This is a genomic window from Caballeronia sp. SBC1 (genome assembly GCF_011493005.1).
Taxonomy (GTDB): domain Bacteria; phylum Pseudomonadota; class Gammaproteobacteria; order Burkholderiales; family Burkholderiaceae; genus Caballeronia.
In genome coordinates this window covers 3,004,925-3,027,072 of record NZ_CP049156.1, presented here as the reverse complement: position 1 = coordinate 3,027,072, position 22,148 = coordinate 3,004,925, and the positions used below count along the sequence as shown (strand labels likewise).

General features: G+C 60.6%; 27 protein-coding genes and 1 pseudogene. 20 read left to right on the top strand and 8 right to left on the bottom strand.

Annotated features, from left to right (window positions below; all coding sequences use genetic code 11):
* Positions 1–557 precede the first annotated feature (557 nt).
* From urtB to SBC1_RS13430, 8 genes are all read left to right on the top strand, one after another.
* On the top strand, positions 558–1,433 hold the full coding sequence (urtB, locus tag SBC1_RS13465) for an urea ABC transporter permease subunit UrtB (RefSeq protein ID WP_165988063.1): 876 nt from the start codon (positions 558–560) through the stop codon (positions 1,431–1,433).
* Positions 1,434–1,438: 5 nt separating this feature from the next.
* On the top strand, positions 1,439–2,512 hold the full coding sequence (locus SBC1_RS13460) for a branched-chain amino acid ABC transporter permease (RefSeq protein WP_165092306.1): 1,074 nt from the start codon (positions 1,439–1,441) through the stop codon (positions 2,510–2,512).
* Positions 2,512–3,246, top strand: coding sequence for an ABC transporter ATP-binding protein (locus SBC1_RS13455; protein WP_165092305.1), 735 nt, complete (start codon positions 2,512–2,514; stop codon positions 3,244–3,246). Before SBC1_RS13460 ends, SBC1_RS13455 begins: the two co-directional genes overlap by 1 nt.
* Positions 3,233–3,976, top strand: a complete 744-nt coding sequence (locus SBC1_RS13450) for an ABC transporter ATP-binding protein (RefSeq protein WP_165092304.1) — start codon at positions 3,233–3,235, stop codon at positions 3,974–3,976. Before SBC1_RS13455 ends, SBC1_RS13450 begins: the two co-directional genes overlap by 14 nt.
* A gap of 19 nt (positions 3,977–3,995) precedes the next feature.
* Positions 3,996–5,174 (top strand): ABC transporter substrate-binding protein, encoded by a 1,179-nt coding sequence (locus SBC1_RS13445; protein ID WP_165988061.1) that lies wholly within the window; start codon positions 3,996–3,998, stop codon positions 5,172–5,174.
* Between the two features lie 53 nt (positions 5,175–5,227).
* Positions 5,228–6,658, top strand: a complete 1,431-nt coding sequence (locus tag SBC1_RS13440; RefSeq protein WP_165092302.1) for an amidase family protein — start codon at positions 5,228–5,230, stop codon at positions 6,656–6,658.
* Positions 6,655–7,200 (top strand): amino acid synthesis family protein, encoded by a 546-nt coding sequence (locus SBC1_RS13435; RefSeq protein WP_165092301.1) that lies wholly within the window; start codon positions 6,655–6,657, stop codon positions 7,198–7,200. Before SBC1_RS13440 ends, SBC1_RS13435 begins: the two co-directional genes overlap by 4 nt.
* Before the next feature lie 74 nt (positions 7,201–7,274).
* Positions 7,275–8,309 carry a porin gene (locus SBC1_RS13430; RefSeq protein WP_165092300.1) on the top strand — a complete coding sequence of 345 codons (1,035 nt, stop codon included), beginning with the start codon at positions 7,275–7,277 and terminating at the stop codon, positions 8,307–8,309.
* Positions 8,310–8,617: 308 nt separating this feature from the next.
* Here SBC1_RS13430 and SBC1_RS13425 read toward each other — a convergent pair whose 3' ends face one another.
* Positions 8,618–9,745: a molecular chaperone DnaJ gene (locus SBC1_RS13425; protein WP_165988059.1), complete on the bottom strand. Its 1,128-nt coding sequence runs from the start codon at positions 9,743–9,745 to the stop codon at positions 8,618–8,620.
* A 115-nt stretch (positions 9,746–9,860) separates the two neighbouring features.
* Here SBC1_RS13425 and SBC1_RS40580 point away from each other — a divergent pair, with 115 nt between their 5' ends.
* Together SBC1_RS40580 and SBC1_RS13420 are read left to right on the top strand one after the other, a co-directional pair.
* Positions 9,861–10,097, top strand: coding sequence for an ATP-binding protein (locus SBC1_RS40580; RefSeq protein ID WP_370469631.1), 237 nt, complete (start codon positions 9,861–9,863; stop codon positions 10,095–10,097).
* 45 nt (positions 10,098–10,142) lie between these two features.
* Positions 10,143–10,982, top strand: a complete 840-nt coding sequence (locus SBC1_RS13420; RefSeq protein ID WP_165988057.1) for a hypothetical protein — start codon at positions 10,143–10,145, stop codon at positions 10,980–10,982.
* A gap of 99 nt (positions 10,983–11,081) precedes the next feature.
* Here SBC1_RS13420 and SBC1_RS13415 read toward each other — a convergent pair whose 3' ends face one another.
* The 3 genes from SBC1_RS13415 to SBC1_RS13405 form a co-directional block, all read right to left on the bottom strand.
* The gene (locus SBC1_RS13415) at positions 11,082–11,597 is read right to left on the bottom strand and encodes a GNAT family N-acetyltransferase (RefSeq protein ID WP_206365954.1); all 516 of its coding nucleotides are present in this window, start codon (positions 11,595–11,597) and stop codon (positions 11,082–11,084) included.
* Positions 11,594–11,902 (bottom strand): DUF1778 domain-containing protein, encoded by a 309-nt coding sequence (locus tag SBC1_RS13410; RefSeq protein WP_206365953.1) that lies wholly within the window; start codon positions 11,900–11,902, stop codon positions 11,594–11,596. Before SBC1_RS13410 ends, SBC1_RS13415 begins: the two co-directional genes overlap by 4 nt.
* Before the next feature lie 167 nt (positions 11,903–12,069).
* Positions 12,070–12,339, bottom strand: a complete 270-nt coding sequence (locus tag SBC1_RS13405; protein WP_165092297.1) for a hypothetical protein — start codon at positions 12,337–12,339, stop codon at positions 12,070–12,072.
* On the opposite strand from SBC1_RS13405, the pseudogene SBC1_RS39865 reads away from it, so the two are divergent.
* A pseudogene (locus SBC1_RS39865) lies at positions 12,305–12,592 on the top strand (group II intron reverse transcriptase/maturase); the annotation flags it as partial. The gene SBC1_RS13405 and the pseudogene SBC1_RS39865 overlap by 35 nt on opposite strands.
* A gap of 385 nt (positions 12,593–12,977) precedes the next feature.
* On the opposite strand, the gene SBC1_RS13400 reads toward SBC1_RS39865, so the two are convergent.
* On the bottom strand, positions 12,978–14,000 hold the full coding sequence (locus tag SBC1_RS13400; RefSeq protein WP_165092296.1) for an IS110 family transposase: 1,023 nt from the start codon (positions 13,998–14,000) through the stop codon (positions 12,978–12,980).
* A 324-nt stretch (positions 14,001–14,324) separates the two neighbouring features.
* On the opposite strand from SBC1_RS13400, the gene SBC1_RS13395 reads away from it, so the two are divergent.
* Both SBC1_RS13395 and SBC1_RS13390 read left to right on the top strand, forming a co-directional pair.
* Positions 14,325–15,062 (top strand): hypothetical protein, encoded by a 738-nt coding sequence (locus tag SBC1_RS13395; RefSeq protein WP_165092295.1) that lies wholly within the window; start codon positions 14,325–14,327, stop codon positions 15,060–15,062.
* 246 nt (positions 15,063–15,308) lie between these two features.
* Positions 15,309–16,262, top strand: coding sequence for a DUF3298 domain-containing protein (locus tag SBC1_RS13390; protein ID WP_165092294.1), 954 nt, complete (start codon positions 15,309–15,311; stop codon positions 16,260–16,262).
* Between the two features lie 403 nt (positions 16,263–16,665).
* Here SBC1_RS13390 and SBC1_RS39860 read toward each other — a convergent pair whose 3' ends face one another.
* The 3 genes from SBC1_RS39860 to SBC1_RS13375 all read right to left on the bottom strand — a co-directional run bounded on the left by SBC1_RS39860 (position 16,666) and on the right by SBC1_RS13375 (position 17,674).
* On the bottom strand, positions 16,666–16,854 hold the full coding sequence (locus tag SBC1_RS39860; RefSeq protein ID WP_243830220.1) for a hypothetical protein: 189 nt from the start codon (positions 16,852–16,854) through the stop codon (positions 16,666–16,668).
* A gap of 113 nt (positions 16,855–16,967) precedes the next feature.
* A complete protein-coding gene (locus SBC1_RS13380; RefSeq protein WP_165988056.1) occupies positions 16,968–17,387 on the bottom strand; it encodes a DUF86 domain-containing protein in 420 nt (139 codons plus the stop codon).
* Positions 17,384–17,674: a nucleotidyltransferase family protein gene (locus SBC1_RS13375; RefSeq protein WP_165988054.1), complete on the bottom strand. Its 291-nt coding sequence runs from the start codon at positions 17,672–17,674 to the stop codon at positions 17,384–17,386. Before SBC1_RS13375 ends, SBC1_RS13380 begins: the two co-directional genes overlap by 4 nt.
* A 573-nt stretch (positions 17,675–18,247) precedes the next feature.
* Between SBC1_RS13375 and SBC1_RS13370 the strand changes: the two genes are divergently transcribed.
* From SBC1_RS13370 to SBC1_RS13340, 7 genes are all read left to right on the top strand, one after another.
* Positions 18,248–18,490 carry an AlpA family transcriptional regulator gene (locus SBC1_RS13370; RefSeq protein ID WP_165988052.1) on the top strand — a complete coding sequence of 81 codons (243 nt, stop codon included), beginning with the start codon at positions 18,248–18,250 and terminating at the stop codon, positions 18,488–18,490.
* Positions 18,487–18,813 carry a hypothetical protein gene (locus SBC1_RS13365; RefSeq protein ID WP_165988050.1) on the top strand — a complete coding sequence of 109 codons (327 nt, stop codon included), beginning with the start codon at positions 18,487–18,489 and terminating at the stop codon, positions 18,811–18,813. Before SBC1_RS13370 ends, SBC1_RS13365 begins: the two co-directional genes overlap by 4 nt.
* 466 nt (positions 18,814–19,279) lie before the next feature.
* The gene (locus SBC1_RS13360) at positions 19,280–20,158 is read left to right on the top strand and encodes a ParA family protein (protein WP_165988047.1); all 879 of its coding nucleotides are present in this window, start codon (positions 19,280–19,282) and stop codon (positions 20,156–20,158) included.
* A gap of 31 nt (positions 20,159–20,189) precedes the next feature.
* The gene (locus SBC1_RS13355) at positions 20,190–20,720 is read left to right on the top strand and encodes a hypothetical protein (RefSeq protein WP_371826755.1); all 531 of its coding nucleotides are present in this window, start codon (positions 20,190–20,192) and stop codon (positions 20,718–20,720) included.
* Positions 20,717–21,412, top strand: a complete 696-nt coding sequence (locus SBC1_RS13350) for a lytic transglycosylase domain-containing protein (protein WP_165988045.1) — start codon at positions 20,717–20,719, stop codon at positions 21,410–21,412. Before SBC1_RS13355 ends, SBC1_RS13350 begins: the two co-directional genes overlap by 4 nt.
* Before the next feature lie 49 nt (positions 21,413–21,461).
* The gene (locus tag SBC1_RS13345) at positions 21,462–21,803 is read left to right on the top strand and encodes a TrbC/VirB2 family protein (RefSeq protein ID WP_243830218.1); all 342 of its coding nucleotides are present in this window, start codon (positions 21,462–21,464) and stop codon (positions 21,801–21,803) included.
* A 23-nt stretch (positions 21,804–21,826) separates the two neighbouring features.
* On the top strand, positions 21,827–22,147 hold the full coding sequence (locus SBC1_RS13340) for a type IV secretion system protein VirB3 (RefSeq protein WP_165988043.1): 321 nt from the start codon (positions 21,827–21,829) through the stop codon (positions 22,145–22,147).
* Position 22,148 lies beyond the last annotated feature (1 nt).

Genomic DNA, 22,148 nt, shown 5'->3' with positions numbered 1-22,148 from the left:
TTTTACTAAGTAAATCTTAGTCAGGAGATTAAACGTTACTTTGCTTTTCGGATTATGGAAGATGGTTGTGTCAGCGCCTCGGCATTCGCGAGGATGATTTTCTTCTTTCCCCGTGTGAGTCGGGCCGCAACTGCAAGAAGGGCTGCAAGCAGATCGTCCTCCTCGTAGAGAAAAGACGTCTGGACGTGCAGCGCCCTGGCCAGACGCTGCCTCACTATGATAGGGGCATGTGCTTGCCTCTCTCGTACTGGTTGATGCGGGCACTGACTGAAAATTCGTTGATGCCGGCATGGATGCCGAGCTGCTCCTGGGTCAGGCCCGAGCTTAAACGGGCCTGACCCAGGCGTCTGGCAAAAACGGAGGATGTCGCTTGATTACTCTGCATCCTCGGAGTTTCTGGGAATTTCTCGTCGTCTATACTAAGAATATCTTAGTAATGATCCTAAGGAATTCTTTGGGTGATGACGGACAGCGTGTCCGGACTGAAAAGCCGTTCGTTTGCCAGTTACACGGATGGGGCCGACGCCCCGCAGATATGAAGACCTGGACCTATGCCAATGACGACGATTCTGAACATTCTCGGTTACGTGAGCATTCTGGCTCTGGTGGCGCTTGGGCTTGCCATCGTGTTCGGCATGATGGACATCGTGAACCTTGCACATGCCGAGTGGGTCACGATCGGCGCTTACACACTGGCTGTCGTGCAGGCGGTTGCCGGGAAGGAGGCGTTTTGGGTGGCATTGCTGGCGGCACCCTTAACCGGGGCACTCCTCGGATGGTGCCTCGAGCGTTTCATCATCCGGTTTCTCTACGACCGGCCACTGGATACCCTTCTCGCGACCTACGCGGTCAGCCTGATCCTGCAGAAGGCACTGGAACTCATCTTCGGCACGCAGCCGATGCTGGTGTACGCGCCGTTCGACGCAGCGGTTCCGGTCCCCGGGGGGAACTATCCAGCCTACCGGATCTTCGTGATCGCTGTCGCGCTCATCGTCACGGCAGGGTGCTGGCTGCTTTTCGCCCGCACGCGCTTTGGTATGCAGTTGCGTGCCGTGATCCAGCACCCGGCGATGGCCGAGGCCACCGGCATCGACACCCGGCGCCTGAATCGCATTGCGTTCTGTGGCGGCGCGGCGCTTGCCTCACTCGCTGGTGTGCTCGTTGCGCCCATGGTTTCGGTGGAATCGCATCTGGGCGTCTCGTATCTCGCCAAGGCTTTCTTCGTCATTGTGCTGGGCGGCATCGGCTCGATTGCGGGCAGCATCCTGGGCAGTGCAGTCATCGGCACGGCCGAGACGCTGCTGGGTTATCGCGTCGACCCCTCGCTCGCATCGGCGGTGGTGCTGGTCCTCTCCATCGTGGTGATCCGGTTCAGGCCGCAGGGCCTGATTCCGGGATTCAGCGCGGCCCATCATCTTCTCGGTAAAGGATAAAACGTATGTCTGAAAAACACGCAGCCGGCCTGCGTCTGTGGCTCGCACAGCCGGCTCTCGGTCCCAAGGATGCTCCGCCCCTGCTGATGTGGGGTGCGGCAGTGATAGCGGCGGCAATCCTGCCGTTGTTCGTCGGCCCCTGGCTGCTCTCGACCGTGCGTGATGCCCTGGTCATGGGGATTCTCGCGTTGAGTTATGACCTGCTCTGGGGCCGCGCCGGGGTGCTTACGCTCGGGCACACCACGTTTCTCGGTCTCGGCGCGTATGGATTTGCCGTGGCGACCGTACAGTTTGGACAGGCACCCGTGACAGGGCTCGCTGCGGGGGTGCTCTGCGCTGCGGCTGTCGCCGCAGTGGTGGGTTATTTCCTGCTCTTTGCGGGCGTAAGGCTTCACTTCTTTGCGATCATCAGCTTGGCAGTGCTGATCGTCGCGCAGCAGCTCGCCGTCAGCTGGCAGTCGATCACGGGAGGAGACACGGGAATCCTCGGCATCCCCGGACTGTCGGTGGGCGTGAGCGGTCACGCATTTGATCTGGGTGGTCCCCGCGCGTCCTGGTACGCCGTGGCCGTGGTGCTCCTCGGAGCGATAGCCCTAACGTGGGTCGTGTGCCGCAGCCACTACGGCAAAGTGCTCGATGCGATCGCAACCAATGAATGGCGGGCGAAGGCATGCGGGTATCACACCTCGTTTCATCTGCTGTGTGTTTTCGTCGTGTCAGCAGTGCTGGCGGCTATCGCCGGGGGCCTGATGGCGTCCTGCTCGGGCGTGGTGGCGCCCGACGTCTTCTCGCCGCTGCTGGCGACCGAGGTCATTCTCTGGGTGGCCATCGGCGGGCGGGGCAGAACGGGTGGCCCTGTCATCGCGGCGGTCGTTCTGACGCTCCTTAAGCAGACCATCGCTAGCTACAGCACGGACGGTTGGCCACTGATCCTCGGTGGCCTGTTTCTCGCCTGCGTGCTCTTCATGCCGAACGGCCTGCGTGTCAGTGGTCTCGCGGCGGCCATACGCCGCATCCTGAGAGCGAAAGTGAACAGGCCGCTGCTTCACCACACGAGCCGCGCACAGGAGGAACGGTAATGGACGCCCACTTTCTCCAGGGCAGCGGACTGTCGCGCGCGTTCGGTGGAATCAACGCCGTGGCGGGTGTAGACATTGCAATCGGGCCGCGCGACCTGCTGTGTGTGATCGGTCCGAACGGGGCCGGCAAGAGCACGCTCGTTGGTCTGCTCTCAGGCGCGATTGCTTCAGGTGCGGGCGAACTGTATCTCGACGGCGAGCGGATGACAGGCCGCCCGATGCACGCGTTTTGCAGGCGCGGCGTGGTGCGCAAGTTCCAGGGCACCAACACCTTCCTCACGATGACAGTGCGCGACAACCTGGTGGTAGCCGGTCTCGGGGTTGCGGCTTACCGGGCTTCGCCGATGCCCGATCCCGATGCGGTGCTGGAGGAGGTGGGTCTGTCCGGGCAGGCGCGCGAGCTCGCCTCGCATCTGCCGCACGGCGAGCGGCAGTGGCTCGAAATAGGCATGGCCATCATGTGCCAGCCCGCCTTGCTGCTGCTCGACGAACCTGCAGCCGGTCTGTCCGCGAAGGACGCGCAGCGGCTGGTGGGCCTTATTCACCGGTTGCGCGAGCGATGTGCGGTACTCGCCATCGAACACGACCTTGGTTTCGTGCAGTCGCTCGCATGTGAGACGTGGGTCATGCACCGGGGAGAGGTCGTTCGACGGGGATCGTATGCGGAGATCGCGGACGACGAGGAGATCCGCCGCATCTATCTGGGGCGGGGGGCGACACATGCTGCGCATTGAAAACCTGTGCGCCGGATACGGCGATGTGGATGTGGTTTACAACCTCACGCTGGACGTGCTGCAGAACGAGGTGGTCGGTGTGCTCGGCTGCAACGGTGCCGGCAAGACCACACTGGTGAAGGCGATCATGGGGTTGCTGCCGCGCGTGAGCGGGGAGGTCTCTTTCCTTGGGCAGCCGGTCACGGGCCTGCGCACGCACGAGATTGCACGCCGGGGCATCGGACTTGTGCCGCAGGGACGCTGGATCTTTCCGAAACTGACCGTGCGCGAGAACCTCCTCATGGGCACGCAGGCCGCCGGTGGTGCGGGCATCCTCGAGGATGTCTTCGATTACTTCCCGGTGCTCAAGACGCGCCTGTCACAGCAGGGTGGCACGCTCTCGGGTGGCGAGCAGCAGGTTCTCGCCATCGCGCGCGCGCTGTGTGGTCGCCCGAAACTGCTCCTGCTGGATGAGCCATCCGACGGTGTGCAGCCCAATCTGGTGGAGCGTATCGGCGAGGTGATTCCCGAACTCTGCCGCCGCTCAAATCTCGCCGTGCTCCTCGTCGAGCAGAACCTCGACCTTGTCCTGCAGAGTGCTCGGCGTTGCATCGTGCTGAGCAACGGCCGGCTCGTGCATGCCGGCATCGTTGAGCCGCGATCCGGCGATACGGGCGAACACCCACTCGCACGCTATCTTTCCCCGGCGGCGGACAACGCGCCGGAATTTCATCTTGAAAACATTCAGTGAAATCGAGTGAGAAAAAAACATGAACCGTCGTGACTTTTCCCGAACCGTGCTGCTTGGTGCGGCCGAGTTCCTCGCTGCATCGACCCTCTCCCCGTTCGCGCGCTCGGCTGAGCCGCTGAAGATCGGCGTGCTCGCACCGCTCAGCGGTCCCCTGACGCGTGTGGGGCAGACCAACCGTAACTGCGCCGCACTTGCAGTGGACGAGATCAACGCCGCGGGTGGACTGCTTGGGCGCCCCTTGCAACTGAGCGTCGAGGACACCCAGATGTCTACCGCGGTCACACTCGAGAAGGCGCGGCAGCTCTTCATGCATGACGACGTCGCGATGATCACGGGCATGGTGCTTCCGTCGGAGCGCGAAGCCGCTCTCCAGGCGGCAAGAGCCGCGCGAAAGCTGGTCGTCTATCCGAATTTCGACGAGGGACGATGTGACCCGCGACTGCTCACGACGGGCCTTGCCGCAAGCCAGCGGATTGAGCCGCTGATTGCGCGGCTCATGCGTGACGAAGGACGTTCGGTCTGCGCGGTCGTGTCCGATATCGGCAGCAACAGGAAAATGCTGATCCCGCAGTTGCAGGCAGCGGTGACGCGTCACGGCGGGAAATTCCTGGAGGTCTACTGGCTGCCCTTCGGCACGCGCGACTATGGTGCGGTCCTGCAGCGCGTCGCGAGCTTGAACGCGCAGGTCGTGTGGCACAGCATCGGCGATGACCCGGTGACGTTCGTGAAGCAGTACCGGTCATTCGCGATGAAACCGCTGCTCGTGACGGACATTGCGCACGAATCCCTCTCGATTGCGACCACGGGCGCGTCGACCGGCACGATCGGCGTGTCGTCTTACTTCATGAGCATCGACAATCCGGAAAACCAGGCGTTCCTCACACGCTATACCGCGCATTATGCCGATGCCCGTGATCCTCGGCTGGGAAGTTATGCCGTCGTGTTGCCGCACGGTGAGAACACTTATGCGGGGATTCGTCTATTCGCCGAGGCCGTCAGGTCGGCGGGGAGTGTCGACGCCGAGCGCGTCAAGGCCGCGCTGCCTGCTGTCTCCGTCGCACTGCCGCGTGGCAGGACCGGGGTGAGCCACGATGGTGGCCACGTGCTCTGCCAGACACGAATCGGTCAGGCACGCGCCGACAACAGTTTTTCGATCCTCGATTCCACCGACCCGGTCACGCCAGTCTGCGAAGGATAGAAGGGGGCCTCCTGCGTGAGGCGGTTTATGCATCAAAAAATTAGGATTACATAATGGACGATATTGTCATGCTCGGTGCCAGTCAGCTGGTTGCCGGCTTCAGACAGCGGACACTCTCGCCGGTGGAGGTCATGTGCGCAGTGCTGGACCAGGTCACAAGGCTCGATTCCGTCGTCAATGCGTTCTGCGCCATCGACGAGGAAGGAGCGATGTCAGCGGCTAGCAACGCCGAGCGCAGGTGGATGCAGGGTGAGCCGCGCGGTCCGCTCGATGGCGTGCCCGTCTCGGTCAAGGATCTCGTCGCGGTAGCCGGTTTTCCCACGCGGCACGGCTCATGGACCTCATCGCCGCAACGCGAAGGCGAGGACGCGCCGGCCGTGGCGAGGTTGCGGCGCGCGGGCGCTATACCGTTTGGCAAGACTACGACCTCGGAGTTTGGCAACAAGATCGTCACCGATTGTCCTCTGACGGGGGCCACTCGCAATCCGTGGGATACACGGCTTTCGCCTGGGGGCAGCAGTGGTGGATCCGCAGTGGCGGTTGCGCTCGGTATGGGACCGCTGTCGCTCGCGACCGACGGGGGCGGGTCAATCCGGATTCCTGCGTGCTGGAGCGGTGTGGTCGGGTTCAAGCCCACGTTCTCGCTTGTACCGGCCGGCAAAGCGGCGTCATGGACCGCGCTGTCTACGCTGGGGCCGATCGCGCGCAACGTGCGCGATGCCGCACTCATGCTCAGTGTGATGACGCACCAGGGTAGCGACCGGCATTCAGGCATTGCCGGCAGTTCGGATTATTGGGCGAACTACTGCGCGAGGCTCGACGATGGCGTCGCGGGCCTTCGCATCGCGTACTGCGCGGCTCCCGCCGGCGTGCGCATCGAGCCGGCCATCGACGTGTGTGTCAGGCAGGCAGCCAGTGCGCTTGAGTTGCTTGGGGCGCATGTTGTCGAAAGCGACGTGACGCCGCTTGCGGACTATTACGGAGATGGGCGCATGCATTCGGTCCAGTGGTCGGTGTACTTCGCGCAGCGTGCCCGGCATATGGAGGCGGCGCACCGGACACTGCTCGATCCCGACCTGAAGGCGCTTGCCGATGCAGGTGAACAGGTGGACACCGCAACGTTCGCTGACGCACTGCTTGCGCGTCATGCACTCACTGCTGCGATGGAGGCTTTCTTTCAGCGCTACGACCTGCTGCTCACGCCGACGTTCCACTGTGGTCCGCCGCCCGTACCGGGCCTGCCTGCCGGTCTGCGTACGGCACCTGCGCTGACCGCGTGGTGCAACCAGACCGGGCTTCCCGCAGCGAGTATGCCGTGTGGCTTTGCCGGAGGATTGCCAACCAGTGTGCAGATCATCGGCCGACGGGGCGGCGATGCCCTGGTCCTGCGCGCAGCGCGGGCGTACGAGTCAGCGAGGGGCGCTTTCCCGGCACCAGGCGCAACGCTTGAGCGTCCGGCAGACGGGATGGAGGCGCGACCATGAGCGTACAGGTTACGAGGGTGGTCGTTCACTTGGTCGAGCGATGTGCAGAACTTGGTGTGCCGGTCGTGCCGCCGCACCGCCAGGCTGTCGCGGCTGCCGTTCTGAAGATGGCAGATGAGGGCACTGATGGCGCACTGGACACGCTTTACGCGACGGGCGCCGAACTCGGAGCGCTCCTCACCGGGCGCGCACTGCAGGCCCTGGGTTGCACGCCCGCCGACATCCAGGGCTACGGGAAGGGGGCGCTGGTGGGTACGGGCGTGCCGCTGGAGTGTGGCGCGGCGCTGCTTCATCCGCGGCTGGGCAAGGCGGTGCGTGAATGCCTGCCCGGTGCGACCACGATCATGCCGTCGGTGACGAAACGCGGCGCAGCGGGCGCCTGTCTCGATATACCCACTCACGGCATTGCCGATATGTGGAGCTTCGACCATTTCGACACGGTGTCTCTGTCGGTGCCCGACTCACCGGAGCCGGACGAGGTACTGGTTGCGATCGCACTGGCCGAGCGTGGCAGACCGCTTGCGCGCGTGCGGCCGGGCTGAGACCCGGTCAGCGGGCTTGCCCGGCAAAAGGCAAAACCGCAGGACAGATCACCCAAAAAGACAAAGGAGAACACATGCACACGGATTGTCGGGGAAGATGGGGTAAATGTGTCGCAGCACTCGCGCTATGCGCATTGGCCGGGGCAGTGCACGCACAGTCGTCTGTTTCGCTTTACGGGCTTGCCGATGCGTTCGCGGGCGTAGTCCGCACGCCAGGGGCATCTGGCAATACCTGGCAGGTGGGCTCTGGAGGGATGACAACGTCGTACTGGGGCATGTCAGGCTCCGAGGATCTGGGCGACGGGCTGAAGACGGTCTTCACGCTCGAAAGCTTTTACCGCATCAATGGTGGCCAGACGGGTTCCTTCGAGGGGCAGTCGTTCTTCGGACGCAGGGCATTCGTCGGACTCAGCGGGCGATTTGGGGAACTGACGCTCGGACGCAATGATTCCCTGCTGTTCGTCTCCACATTGCTGTTCAACCCGTTTGGCAATTCGTTCGTCTTCTCGCCCATGGTGGTTCACAGCTTTCTGGGGTCCGCCATGGGGGCGGCGTCGGTACAGAGTGATACAGCAATCGACGACTCGATCGCGTACCACACGCCGGAAGTGGGCGGCCTCTCGGGAAGTCTGCTCTACAGTAACGCTGGCATCGCAGGCCATGCGGGCCAAGCCAACTACAGCGCTAACGTGCTCTACTTTGCTGGGCCTTTCTCGGCAACGGCTGCACTCCAGAGCCTGCACACTGCGTCGCTGTTTCTCAATGGTGCGACGGAGCAGACGGCATGGCTTGTCGGTGGGGCGTACCGGCTTGACGCGCTCAAGCTCTATTTCCAGTACGAACGCGTGGATAACAACAACGAGGTGACCGACGATACCGTGCAGATCGGCGCGAGTGCCCAGGTCGGCACAGGCAGCGTGCTGGTGTCATGGGCAGGCACGCGCCGGTGGCCGGCGCAAGGCAGTGACATCCGATGGTCGACGGTGGCGCTCGGCTACGACTATCCGCTGTCGAAGCGCACGGACGTGTACGCGGCATGGCGTTACGACACGATGACCAGCGTGTCGTCAGGCAACAGCGTGGGCGCTGGTATCAGGATGAAGTTCTAGCACTTGCGGCCCTGCACACATCACGATGTGGTCCGGGCAGCCGGGTGCGTGATGAGGCAATGGGCCGTTACGGGAACAGGATCGCGGCGAAGTTGCGCGCCATGATCACCTGGCGCGCGCCGATGCGCTGTCCAGACGGCACAGTAGAAAATCTGGTAGCTCGCGTATGAAGCTCAGCGCGCGGCGCAATATGTCCGGTCAGATGTAGTCGCCGACCTGCTCAAGGTCATGCTCTGCTTCTCTGGTCAGAACAATCGTAAGCGGTGTTTTCTCCACACTACGGAAGAAGCATGAAGGGCCACGCTCCCCTAGAACAGCATATCGTCGAAACGCGGCGTGGCTAATGACCGTTTCACGGACTTTAGCCAGCCCTTCAGTTGCTTGACGTCGTCGAATACGAGCAGGTCATGTTCAAGTGCGTGGAGGCTCTCCTGCAGCGAGAAGATATCAGCGGCAAGATTGCGCATGATGGTGCCGGGCGACACCTCGATGAAGGGCGGAATTCCGTAGCTGTGCTTGAATCCGTTCTCGACGTGCAGGATTTCGTGGTCGAGTTCACCGACCTGTTCCTTCAGAATCTTGTTGTAGTGTTTCAACCGGTCTTCGCCGATGTTGTTGATGACGCTCTGGTCAATGTGTTCTAACTCCAACTGCAACTCAAGCAATTGCAACAGGCTATTTTTGCTATACGCCTGATTGGCCCTCTGCATCAAGGTGGTCTTGCGCTCACGTTCCTGCGGATCGGTCTCGCGGTCCGGATGCAAGGCACTGGCCAGTTTGCGATAGACCTCGCGGATCGATAAGCTCAGTTCGGCCTGCTCAACTTGTTCTCGTGCCTCTGCTGCGAGTTGCCTAGGTGTCTTTTTTCGTTTGGCGCGGCGCGCCTCCCGAGCCTGGTTTTCGAGTGCATCTTGTGCCTGCAGCTGTTCCATTTGCGCATGCGCGCGCTGCAGTACATCCTCGGGAGAACTCATATCAACGTCGTCGCCAAGCTCGACCCCGAGCATGGCCTCGAGCACCGATTTCATGTCGTCCAATTCGGCGGCAGCTTCACTGTCAAAGTCAGATTCGCTGTACCGGTTGTAAATCGTTTTAAGCTCCGGATCAGCGCTCTGCGCGACCAGCTCACCTGCAAGGTCGCTGATCAGGTCTGCAATCGTGCGGCGCTCGGATTTGGTCAGCCCCTTCTGAGCGTACGCCTGGTCCAGGCGATGTACGAGCTTGGTCCGCAAGTCGGTGGAAGTTTGCTCAAGGGGAGCGAAATCGCTTACGTATTTCCGATGGAAGGCAGGCAATGCAGCCTCCCAGGCACTCAGTCTGGCGCGTCGCTTTTCAATCTGCTTGATGAGCGTGTTGAACGCCTTTTGCCCTTTCGACAGATTAGACTGGTTATGGTCCGAAGCAATGCTGATGGACCTGAGATTTGTCCTGGTCATGGGATGATTTCCGCTGGTTGGCGCGAGAGCGAGCACCCCGCTATTTTAGCCGAGATCGCGGTTGCACCGCGCTGCGATAGCGAGCACGCGCACGTTGCCGATCGATGATCGACTTATGCCTCAGAGCTCGTGGAGAACGCGGATTGGATCCCAGATCGGGATGCTTCGCGGATGGGGTGTAGCGAGCTTGGATAGCGTCAAGCAGGACGTCCGGTCGCGCGTTCTATTTGTCGCTGGCTTCGCGGCGTCGATAGCTATGCTCGATCGCGTCCTCCATCATGCCGAGACCGTCGTCATCGAAGGAAAGAGCTACCGCATGAAAGACCAGATTGACCCTGAACCCCACACTTGATCGCCTTCATCACGTTGAGTTTCAAACCGTCTGTTTTACGTGAATTTGACGCTGCTGCTGCTGACAAGGCTCGTTGGTTTGCTGAACTGCATTGGAAAAAATATGCCGGTCATCAGAGTTGTGCGCCTCGAAAGCGATCCGGAATCGGAATTTCCGGCGGCGGCCGTCATGGCCCGGATGCTCGCCTCGGCTGCGAAGCCGATCAGAGAAGTCCCGCCAAACCACTCGCGGATCGAGCGAACTCTTCCGGGAAATCCGAATGGGCTGACGGTCGAACAGCATGTTTTCCCGCTGTGCAGCATGCAAGCGTTTGTCGGGCCCGTTAAGCGCGTGTCGTTGTTCGAGATGTCCGAGGGCAAATCGCGCCGGGTGAAACCGAAGAACGTCGTGTTTTGTGCGGAACGCGCCTGGGATCAGCGCACAGAAGGCGTTCTCATGAAACAGATCGAGGACGAGTTTCAGGATATCGTCCAACCGATCCTGCGCGGGCAGGCCCATTCGATCGCGCCGGAACAAAAGCACGCGATCGATCGCATGTTTGCCCTTTGGTACATGCGGTCACGCCATCGAAATCTCGAGGCCCAGGAGATTCAGCTCAACAGCGTTTCCGGTAGCGCGCTTACGAAGACCGAGGAAGAAAATCTGGAGATGAACAACTACATGTACATCAGACCAGGCGGCAAGATGCCCGCACGACAATTCAACGGCATGCGATTGCAACAGCTCATAAATGATTACACGCGGGACCTCGACGTTCTCACCGGGTGGGGGGCATTCATGCCCGATCCGGCGAGTTCATCGTGCCGCACGTTCCAGGGCACACGATCATCCCACTCTCTCCGAACTTGCCCTTATAGCGTCTCGACCGGACGAAACGATCGATGAGGCGGAGGTGGCGCAGATCAACAGCCATCTCAAGGCAGGGTGCCGTGGGTATTATTCTTCGCGGGATCTATCGAAGTGCCCGTTTGCAGACTGATGCAGCTATCCGATAAATAAACTCGCAATCGTCGCCATCGGCAAGTACAGGCGGCGCTCCTGATCAGGAAAGGCGACGAAATCGAAGGCTTCATAAAACTCACGGGCCTTTTGATCGATTGCATCCACGATGACTGCCATCGAGCCGATCTGTCGCGAAGCCTGCCAGCTGCGATACAAAGCATCCATGAGCAGACCTTTGCCGAGGCCCCCGCCGCGATGACGAATATCGACGGCGAGGCGGCCGAGCAGCGTCACGGGCAATTGCGGATAACGCGGCAGCTTCTTGGCGATCTCAAGCGGCCATGCCTCGTGCTCCACGCCCAGGGAAGAAAGCGTGTAGTAGCCGATCACGTCTGGCACAGGTGGTTCGGTAAGGACGAAAGGCATGGCGACATTCCGCCGTTCCTCCTGCCCCGCCTGTTGATGCAGATAGCGGTCCAGTTCTTCCGTGCCGCATTGGAACACGCTCCGCTCGTGGTGTTTCTGGAGCGGCTCGATCCGGTATTTGCCGGCTATCAAGCCGGGCCCGTTTCTTTGAGATAGGCGGCGGCGGCTGAGCGCAGGCGTTCAGACGGAAGCGGGGGATTCAGCAGCGCCGCGACAAAGGCTTCGCGATCACGTTCCGAAAGGCGGATCGTTTCGTGGTCCTTGATTGTCTTCAATGCGGCTTCTTCTGCGCTCGCGAGGACGAACGCCGTCACGCTGCTACCTTGCAAAGCAGCAGCGTGTTCAAGCAGATCTTTCAGCTCACCGCTCAGCCGGGCATCGATGCGGTCAGTCCGCGCGGCCTTGACCGGTTTGTGGGTTTCGGTAGGTAACATCATCGCCCTCCTTGGCTGTACCAAATGTACGGTTTTTAGCCGTACAAATCAAGTAAATTCGGGCGATGACTGCTAAGTGTTTGAAACTAAGGCTATTTTTGTTGGCAAGCGGCTTGGTCAAGCTGACAGGCCGCCAAACGCTGCTGTTGGTAAATAAGGTCGGCCTGGCCCTACAGCGCGGCGGCTTGGGCGGTCGAGCTCTGCAGTTGTGTCTGGTTATAAATTTGTGCGCCGCTGTTCAGCAGATCCGAAAGGGCAGCCGCTTTGTTGTATTCCAGCTTTTCGACTATGCCTGACAGTCCGATCTGGGCCGTCGTCGCGAGTTTGCCGAATGCGGGCGCCCTGGGTACCGGAATGGGGTGGGGTGAACTGATCGGCGCCAGTATCTGGTCGTCGTAAAAGGCGCACATCAGTGGCCGCGCCCGGGGCGGCAAGTTCATGCTCAGGCGAAAGACCCGGTGCGACCGGCTTCGGGCCACCCTGCGGGAAATCAAAGATGAGTTGCGGCACAGATGGCATCACTCGATCCCCGAGCAAGGGAAATGGCTACGACGGGTAGTTCAGGGCTACTTCAACTACCACGCCGTGCGCACCAATAGCGAAACCATGGCGGCGTTCCGCGCTCACGTCATTGACCTCTGGAGGCGCGCGCTCAGGCGGCGCAGTCAGTCGGACGACACGACGTGGGCAAAGGGCGGCCATCGTAGTTGACGCTATCCACTTCGCCTTCAACGAATCGCTTCATGTGCCCGCTCCGACCTGAATGCGTTACTTCAGTTTAGGCGATCAGCGTGCGTTTTCACACAAGCTTATATGGACACCGCCCGGTTTGCCAGATCGATCTAGTCGTGATGTTCAAATGAGGTATCGGCTGCAGTCTTATATCCGGCCTGTCGTGCAAGCCGAAGCCTGCGGGCCCTGATGGAATTCGCCAGGAACGTCCTCATCTCGGCCACGCACTTTAAGTGCAAGCTTGTGTTCAGGCTTACGTTCCTGCGGTCCGACCTGTTTTGCCATCACATGTTAATCAACCTGAGCAACCTATCGGTACTCCAGTGTTGCGTTTTCTGCTGCCCTGCTAAGCGGGTCTCACGCTGACGTGGTGCTTCTCATACGCTGTGCTGTGAGCGAGAATAGCCCACGCGGTGCGTGCCATCTTGTTGGCCAGGGCCACCGCTACTACGTTGGGTGCTCGTCGCTCCTGAATTCCTTTCTGCCATGCCGTCGGCACCTTGGTGTGACACATCACTGAGCGAGCGCCATGGATCAACAGCGTGCGCATATAGGGATCGCCTCGCTTGGAGATTGTCCCCAGCCAGATCTTGCCCCCGGTTCCACTTTGCCGTGGAACCAGTCCGAGAAACGAGGCGAACTCACGGCCCGACTTGAACGTTTTTGCATCGCCAATCGTAGCGATCAGCGCAGTTGCAGTAAGCTTGCCGATGCCAGGTACTTCAGCGATTGCTTGGCATGCCGCTTCCTGCTTGTACCAGCCGTTGATCTGCTTCTCAAGTTGATCGATATCCTGTTCGATCCCGTCGATGCGTCTCAACTGGTCCTGCAGACTGCTGATCATGACTCCCGGCAGGGCGTCCTCGAGTTCCTCCATGCGTGCGCGGATCTCATTGAGTCCGGCGACGCGCCCGGTGCGGAATGACACACCGAACTCGAAGAGGAGGCCTCGTAACTGGTTCACCTGCATGGTGCGGAACTTGATCAGTAGAGAGCGCATCCGGTGAAGACCGAGCATGGCCTGCTGGTCTTCTGTCTTCGCCGCTACGGTTCGCATTCCCGGCTGCTGCACCGCCGTCCAGATCGCCCGGGCATCCGCCGCGTCGGTCTTGTTCGTCTGAACAAATGGTCGAATGAACTTCGCGTGCAACAGCACCACCTCGTGCCCGAGCGCCTTGATCTTGCGGGCCCACCAGTGCGCGCTACCGCATGCTTCAAGCGCCACTCGACCCGCAGGCCGCTGAGCCAGAAACGCGATCAGCTCGTCGCGTCGAAAGCGCCGGTTGGCTATCTCGCCGGTTTGCGCGTCGACCCAGTACATCTGGAAGATCTGCTTTGCAACATCCAGACCGTATGTCGTAGCATTCATTTGGGCCCTCCGTTCCTCAAGTGGACGTGTCGAAACTCCATAGATTGGCACATTCATGCCGATCGGTTCTGGAGGGCCTCTGCGTTCCCGCAGGCCCCTGCCTCCCCGAAGGGAGGGCGGTGTCCATTCCATCTGGACCCACTTGAGCCACTCAGGCGAGCCCTCCGAATGTCCGCACTCTGGCTGATATCAGTCAATCGAGGTCGACGCTTCCGTGAACAGCAGCGTCACTGCGGCGTATCCCGCCCCTAAGTCTGCCTGATCTTGTAGAATTCCCGCGGCAGCGCATCGCTCACGTTCACCACAACCTGCGACCACATACCCATGCGCACTCTCGTTGCATCGGCTTTCTTATGCTTGCCCCTTCTCGCACACGCGGACTGCAAAGAACGCTTTACTGAGTGGGCTCACACGCTGCAACCCGGCCGGGCTGTCAACGCCGACAATGCCGCTTGCAAGGTTTGGCCCGCGAATCCGGCGCAAACGCTTGCCGTGTTGCCGTTGCCCCAGAAAGGCGGGACAACCGATGAGACCGTCTATGATGTCGAGGTGCTGGTGGCGGACAGCAAGACGGGAGCGGTCATCGCTCACAGTTACGAACCCTCCGCCATTACGTCCGATGCGATGGGCCTGCAGAGCATTGCTCTCGATACCGCACCTTGGCGGCTTACGCCTCAGGAACTTGCCTTTGGCGTAAGGAAGAGCTTTCAAAACTCGTCGCGAGTGGATCCCTTCGCAGATACCACGCTCAGTCTTTATGTCATCGACGAGCGCAAGCTTCGACGGGTGCTCAGCAATCTAACGACGCGACAAAGCAAGGGAGATTGGGACGGCAACTGCGCCGGCCAGTTCTCCGATACGTCCCGCGCAATATCGGTCGGTCCAGCCGGCCGCGGCGGTTATGCAACGCTACTTGTCAGCGAAAAGACAGTCGACACGACCAACACGGTGGCCGGGGAACAATGTGCAAGCAAGGACAAGGCCGCCAGACGGGCCAGCTTTACAATGGAATACGACGGTTCGCACTATGGCGTTCCGAGTGGTCTGAGCGACGACCAATAGTCCTGCTGCGCCGACATCGCCAACGCGTGTCAATAACCCGGAGGCGCACAACTTTGCCGGCCGCCGCATCACTCTATCCACCTATGGCCAACCATTGTGCTGCAGATGTCGCGCGTTGAGTGTCCGCATTCCAGCCTTTACTGTTCGGTGCCGCGGTGGGTCCGTTGGCGCTTGATCGCTACGCGACAAACATTAATAGGTCGCTTGGCAAACCAGCGACACCAGGCCCGGCTGGGACGTTACTTGATGATCGTCAGCCTGTCCGTTGCCTGTTTGGCGCCCTCAATCGCGACGGCAGCAAGTTTTGACTGCGGCAACGCCAGAACCCGTTTCGAGAAAACGGTTTGCGCCGATCTGAAACTATCGGCTCAGGACGCATTGATGGCACAGCGCTACGATGCGGCGCTGTCATCACTTTCCGACCCGGGAAAAATGATCCTGCGCACCGGGCAGCAACAGTGGCTCAAAGTCGTGAAAGTCCTGTGTCTTGATAACAAGAGGGATGAAAGCCCCACCTCCTGTCTACGACGGCAATACGCTGACCGGCTCGACGATCTGCGCAGCGCCGCCACTTCCATTGGTCCCTTCGTGTTCAGCCGAATTGACCATTACACGTCAATCGGGAAACAAGAAGTCACCGGCATGCCTTTGGAACAGCACACGGGCCTGCCAAGAATCGATCATCCGATTTCCCCGATAGCAGAACAATGGAATGGTGCGATAGTCCGGTCAGCCGCGACAGCGCGGGCAAATTGGTGTTTCGGAGACGCCGAGACGGCCAGCGATCAGTTTGTGGATTTCACAGTCCAGTCAGCGATGCCCGATTTCATTAACGTCGAGATGTTGCACACTGAGCAATGCGCTGCGGGAGCGGCTTCCGTGTCCATGAGCAACATTTCCTACTTGCTCAAGCCCGCCCTGCATCGCCTCAAGCCAGAGGACCTGTTCACGCCGGATAGCGGATGGGAAACCTTCTTACGTGATCGCGCCTTGCAGGGCTTGAACGTCGATCCGTCCTTTGCGGACGGAATCGGCAAGGACGTGCGAGATCCAGCGGCGTGGTCCTTCACCAAGGAGGCCCTTCTTATTTCGTTCAACCCCGGTGAGGCAGATGCAATGGCATCCGGCATTCTCGAAGTGACCGTGCCCTGGACCGATTTGCATCGTTTGCTTGCGCTAGGAGCGCCAATACCGCGATGATGCTCTAAGTGCGGCCCGGCAGGATCTCGCGGCATAACGGACGGGAAATTTACTTTCGTGACACAGCAGCGATGTGATCGACTGCTCCCGTGCCTGATGTAGCTTTTCGCAAAGGTCGCGTTCGCCCGTTGCTGCCTGTCACGACTAGCCGATGCGCACACTCATGAACTTCACCGAACGGTCCGGAATGACCCGATGCGGCAGATCAAAGCAATTTCGACGGAAGTCTGTTGTCGGCCTCCGAGCGGGCCCTCGAGAAATCTTCCCGAGTGACTCCACTTGGCCGGCGAACGAACCCGGCCTTATGCCGGTCGCAGCCACGCGAGCTTGTGTCGAACTCTATTGTTCGTTCCCGAGAACATCCTCGTCTCCTGATGAAATTCACCACGTTTTCCTTGTTTTCCTAGTCGACGCGACGCCAAGCGTCTTCGATGGCACCGAAAACGATCGGCACAAAGCCATGCCCTTCAAACGAAGCAGGGCGTTCGTCTTTCGGATAGTCCAGTGCAGCGGGAGCGCGGATCATGTCCAGAATCCGCTTGATGTACTTTCCCGTGGCGGCCACATCGGCCAAGACTTCAGTCTCGATCATGTGAATCAAAGCCCTCGTCAGCAAGCCGGCAGACTTATGCCCTCGAACAACTGCTGGTACGGCTTCCTTCACAGCCCGCATCAGCTGAAAATAGTGCGTCCGTATCTTTTCCTTTACATACCGAAGTCGGGCGACGAAGGCGTCGCACCATCCGACTCGGGCCCGTTTTGCGGCTCGATCCGAGTCGCGATAAAATGTTCAAGCAGCGGGAGGTGCGTCTTCACCGTGTCCCAGACAAATTCGAAATCCGTGTCGAAGTAGCCATGTGCCATCCGGTTTCGCATGCCAATCATCTTGTGCCACGGTACTGCGGGATTGACATTGGCTTTTACAAAATCCGGGTGCTCGTCACGAATCTGCGTAGCCGTTTCACCAATGATGACGATGTTCATCAGCACGGCCTGCTGGATCATTCGGCTGGCAAAGAATTCGGCTTTGTTGATTCCAGCGAGATACGCTGCGCAAAGACGTGATGCTTCGAGCATGTGTTCGAAATAGTCGTGCAGGCGCAACTGACGCTGCTTCGCGTTCATACGGGCACTGCCTCGGCCAACACATCCGCCCGGAATTTCACTGAAATATCGCGGGGCGTCAGCAGATCGACGCGTACTCCGAGCAGTTGCTGCAATTCGTACTGAATGCCGCCCAGATCGAACAGCGTCTCGCCTGGCAGCGCATCGACCAGAATGTCGATATCGCTACCGTCTTTGTCCTCACCACGGACGACCGAACCGAAGACTCGCGGATTGGTCGCCATGTTGGCTTCGACAATCCGGCGAATCTCTGCGCGATGCGCGTCAAGGGCCATAGAAGGTCGCACGGAAATCTCCCGATTCACGATTCGTGATAATGGGCACTTGTGCCTATTCAAGCAACTGCTTTCTTGAGCCCACGAACGCACCGTGCGCGCGGAGCATGGCCGCTGGGTTTGCTCAGCAATCAGGCCCGCGCTCTTGACCTGCGTAACACCGGATTCGGTGAGCAACGCGAGGAATCTTTCTCTGTTGATCATAGGCATTACTAATTTTGCGGTTGATTTTATAGTAGGCACACTTGCCTATCATAGCGCCGCTGAAGTCCGCGAGAATACCCCCGTTACCGTGAAAGCTCGGGTTGTAATACCCGGATTCGACAGGCTGCGTGATATGGCTTTGAGGCTGTTGCCCCGGGTCGGGCACTGATCATCGCGATTCTCCCTTCACCAGGCTCGACGCTGGACTTTTCGATAACAAATATCAAGTTGCGTAGTCAGCGCACTACCTCTTGCGACGCCTGCCCCACCGGCTCGTCGGGAGATCCCGTCGATAAGACGGGTTTGGCTGACGGGCGAAATCGCTGCTTGAATGCCCTCGTGTTCCGACCGTCTTGAGCCGGCGCCTTCTGGGGGCAAGCCATGTCCAGCAAACAAAACGAACCGCTCGTCATCCTGCGTCGGTGGCAGGTCGAGGCGAACACGGGGCTGTCACGCTCAACCATCTACCGGCGCATGCGCGCCGGCACATTTCCACTGCCGATACAATTGGGTGTCCGGATGGTCGGATGGCGTGCCGCCGACATCGAGCGGTTCCTCGCGAATCCCACCCGCTACCGGACTCCGGTGCCGCAATGTCCGGACCATGCGGAGCCGAGGTCATGAGTCGCGACTTTGCTGCTGTGCCCCTTGCCCGTCGCCTCGAGAACTGGGGAAACACGTCGCGCGGCGCCTACGATCCGCTCGATGCGGCGCGGGTGACGAAAGCCTGGCAGACGTTGCATCCGAGGCATCGCGAGATGCTGAGGATGGTCTATCTCTGGCATGCCCATCGCGAGGTTGTCTGCCGGCGACTGCGCATACCCCGACGACCAGCGCAACGCTTCGAACTGGAACTCGCGGCAGCGCGCCTGGAATTGGCGCAGGCTCTTGGCGGCAATAGCCCAAAACTCGGCAACATTGGTCTACCTCCAGCCGGCGAAAAATGAAGCGTGCGACCTCCTTGTGGACGACGGTGGCTCGGCTCACCAGCCAGCGTTTCGGTGGTGGACGTCGTCGGCCGATGCCAACGTGGGTGTGGAAGCTCATGCGCGTGAAGTTTATTTTGGGAACACATAGGAATGCCTGAGAACACGTGGGTAAATGGTGAGGCAGCGAGACGTCTGAGGGCTCTTGCATCGCACCGCGCGTTTGCCTAGAGTGAAGCCAACAATCTGATCCGGTCAACGTGCGAAGCACGACCGAGTACGCGTTAGCGGCCCCGAAGTACCGAAGTCACTGCGACGACGTGGTGTGCCGCAAGACAACCCAAAGCCTGCATCCGCAGGCTTTTCTATTTTCTGGCCCACGGTCCCCGTTGAGCCCGCGGTCAGTCCCCAGGCGCCGCGGGTTCTTTTTTCCATCGCCCGTGACTTTCTGGTGCTTCGCTCGGCCTGTCGATGGGAATGACGGACCATGAAGACACTTCTGATTGCAGCGGAAAAAGGCGGTACCGGCAGGAGCGCACTGCTGTGCCAACTCGCGCATTATCTGCGCCGGGTGCGTGGAGCCAGGGTACTGGTGCTTGATCTGGCGGAGCCCGCTTGCAGCACGGCGTCGCTCACACGCACCGCTCAAGCGGTGATGCCTAGCGGCGAGCGTGTGCCCGTGAAGCCGCACGCGCAGACAGGCAGAGCGCGCGCACCTCGCATCCAGGTACTGCCGGCGCGCACAGTCCACGGACTCCGGTCGGCGGCGGGCGAGAGCAGCGCGCGCTACTACGCAAACATGCGACACCTGCTGCGCGTGGTGGCGCCTTTCGTGGACGTCTGCCTGATCGACTGTCCGCCACTGCCCGACCCGCGCGCCGTGTGTGCTGAGGCAAACGCGGATGCGATGCTGAGTCCGATCGTGCTGTCAAGGGAAGCATTCGACAGTACATACGATCTGATCAATGGTCCGCACGGCGTGCGGAATGTTCGTGCCAGGCTCAATCCCGCGCTGCGTTTCTTCGGACTGTTGCCGAACATGGTGGAAGATACGCCGCTTCAGCGGGCACAGGCGCGGGCGCTTCAGGCGCAAATGGGCGCGTGGCTGATACCGGATCCCCGCGACCCTGATGGCTATCTTCGGATGCCCCGCCTGGATGCGATTGCACAGGCACAGGCCGCAGGAGTGTCGGTGCTCGATATCGCCTGGAGCGACGCGGCAGCACGCCCCGCGTGGCGCGCGGTGCGCCACTGCTTTGATGAGATCGCGCTTCGGCTGGACTGCGTCGCAGCGTGCGGGCCGGGCTCCGGCACGGAGGGTGAATCTGCTGCTAACCCCGGTCCAACGGAGATGGTCCATGCGTAACGTATCGATTCGTTCATGGGCATCACGCCTCATGCGTTGCCTGGCTCCGGGACTTGCCTGCTTCATCGGCACCTGCGTGATCGCACCCAAGCTCGCCCTTGCCGACGACTGGGGCTGCCAGGTGATCCTCTGTCTCGCCAATCCGGGTGGCCCGGAACAGTACGCCGAATGCGTGCCGCCGATCGAGAAACTCTGGCGAGCGTTGCGACATGGCGATCCGTTCCCGACGTGCGACTTCGGTGCAGGTGGCTCGCAGGGTACATCCGCGTCGAACACTTTCGCCAGTGCTGCGTATTGCCGTGAGGATCTTCTTTACTGGGGTGGGCCCGAGAAGAGCGAGCTGCTCTGTGGTGCGCGCGGCGCCATCAACGTCGTTATCGACGGCGAGCTCTATACGCGCGTCTGGTGGGATGCGAATGGCGAGGGCCACACGATCACGGAATTCTATGGTGCTGGAAGTACCGATGCACCCTACGACCCGATGCAGTCGGCGCGCCGGTTTCTAGAGCGCATGCAACGCGAAGAGGGCGGTGATGTCGATGAGGCGGGAGGCCGCTCATGACGGTGCTCGACTTCATGACGCTCGCGCAGCAGTGTGCCCCGCGAGTTTCGCCGGCAACAATGGCGGCGATCGTGCGCACCGAGTCATCGTTTAACCCTTACGCCATCGGCGTGGTGCACGCCCGGCTGCTGCGCCAGCCAGCCAGCCTCGAGGAAGCCACGGCCACTGTGCGGGCACTGGAGGCGGGCGGATGGGATTACAGCGTGGGCCTCGCACAGGTGAACCGGGCCAACTGGTCGCGGTATGGCATGAGCATGCAGAACGCATTTGATCCTTGCCTCAACCTGGCTGCTGGCGCCGCAATCCTGCAGGACTGTTACGCACAGGCGCGCAAGTCGCGCTCAGAAGTCCAGGGTGCACTGCGAGCGAGCCTGTCCTGTTACGCGAGCGGCGACTTCGCGACGGGATACAGGACGGGATATGTGCAGCGCGTGGTCCAGAACGCGGCTGATAGCGTGTCCGCGCATCTGGTCCCCAGCGTACCGGCGATCGACCCGGCGGTGAGCCTGATCCCGGCGATCCCGGCGATTCCGGTCGTGCCGCTGGGTCGCGGTGGTTTTCCGCAGCGGGCGCAGCGCCCGCTCCCGGCGCAACCGGCTTCTGCTGATGGTCCAGGGCCACAGGTACCACAGGGCAATGCGCCGGGGCAACCGCAAGGCGAGTCCTCGGACACTAGCGCGGTGGTTTTTTGAAGCATAGGTGAAGGCAAAAATCTGGTTATCGGCGTGCAAGGAGACTGTCATGAATTTAAGTATCCTAATTGAAAATAAGTCCGAAAAACGGATCTGCAGGATCCGGGATTTCGCCCGCGGGTTGGCAAAGCTTCCTACCGGCGCCGTCCTGGCAGCGGTGCTGGTCTCACCGGCCTACGCACAGCTCTCCCAGGTCAACACGCTGTTGACGACGATCCAGACGACGCTGCTCGGTGTGGGTGACGTGGTGTGCTCGATTTCGATCATCTGGGCCGGTTTCAAGATGATGTTCCAGCACGCCCGGTTCGGTGACATCGCGAATGTCTTCATCGGGGGGCTGTTCGTCGGCTGCGCGACGGTGATCGCCGCGATGCTGATCCCGACTTCCTGATCCCCGAGAAAGGGAGCAGAACCATGAATGCGCTCAAGGATCCCGTATTTAAGGGCTGCACCCGCCCCGCGATGCTCTGGGGCGTGCCGCTCGTGTCCGCGCTGATGGTCGGAGGCGGCATGTTGATCCCGGCCATCTGGGCGCTGCTGGCGAGTCCCCCGGTCGGTGTGGCTATTCTCCTGCTGATGATCCCGGTATTCGTCGCGATGCGGGTGATCACGCGCAACGACGACCAGCGGCTCGCGCAACTGGTCTTGCGTCTGCGCATCGGTCTGCCGCAGCGCAACCGCCGGTTCTGGGGTGCGCATGCTTATGTGCCGGTGCGCCTGAAGAGGAGGGCATGAG